At 34.3% G+C, this 845-nt stretch carries 1 protein-coding gene; it reads left to right on the top strand.

Annotated features, from left to right (window positions below):
• Positions 1–175: 175 nt before the first annotated feature.
• Positions 176–845, top strand: a 670-nt coding sequence (locus V7149_RS24160; protein WP_335348117.1) for a YheC/YheD family protein, incomplete at its 3' end; no start/stop codon positions are given.

The following is an 845-nucleotide window of genomic DNA, read 5'->3' as shown; positions in this document are numbered from 1 at the left end:
ATGAGATTTTTTTATTTTTGTATGGTTATCTATCCTAAATCAAGCTACTAAACAAAAAGCAGCGTTTGTATGGCCTGAATCATTTTAATAATGCCTAAAAAAAGCTCATTAGTTATCAGTACAAGCAATGTTGATATATTGAACATAGGATGTTCCAAAGGAGGTGTATTTATTGATGGAAAGATTAAGAAAATGGGATCAATATATACTGTTAGGTAATCATCCCTTAATCTCAAAACACCTTCCAGAAACAAAGCTTTATACGATCGAAAACCTATCTGATTTACTAAAACGTTATGAATATATCTATTTAAAAAATAATAGAGGTGGTCGAGGGAAAGGGATTTATAAAGTTTCTAAAAATAGCGATGGGCTCTACTGTTTTAAAGGCTATACCCTAAATGGTGAAAAAATTCAAAAAGACGTCGCCAAGATTGAAGATTTCCACCCCGTACTACATCCAATTGAGAGATTTGGAGGATATATTGTTCAGGAGGGTATTCAGAGCTTGACTCCGGATGGGTATCCTCTATCTATTCGAGTTCATGTTCAAACTCTTAAGGGAAAATGGCTTGTTGGAGGAATGTACGGAATGATTGCAACGGGGAAAACAATGGAAAATGGAATAATTAATATGGACCGCGGAGCCCAAGCTATGAAGGTAGATAAATTGTTATCGGTACATTTGAAGATGGATGAAACAGTGAAGAGTAAAATAATAAATAGTCTAAAGAACCTCTCCACTTTAGCAGCTGAAGTGGTCTCATCAGAAGTTCCAGATATAGAATTTGGAGTTGATTTTGGTATCAGTCAAAGTGGGAATCTGATTATATTTGAAATAAATA

This window comes from Bacillus sp. JJ1503 (genome assembly GCF_036965125.1).
Lineage (GTDB): Bacteria > Bacillota > Bacilli > Bacillales > Cytobacillaceae > Cytobacillus.
The sequence above is the reverse complement of the archived record's forward strand: the minus strand, read 5'-3'. Positions and strand labels throughout refer to the sequence as shown.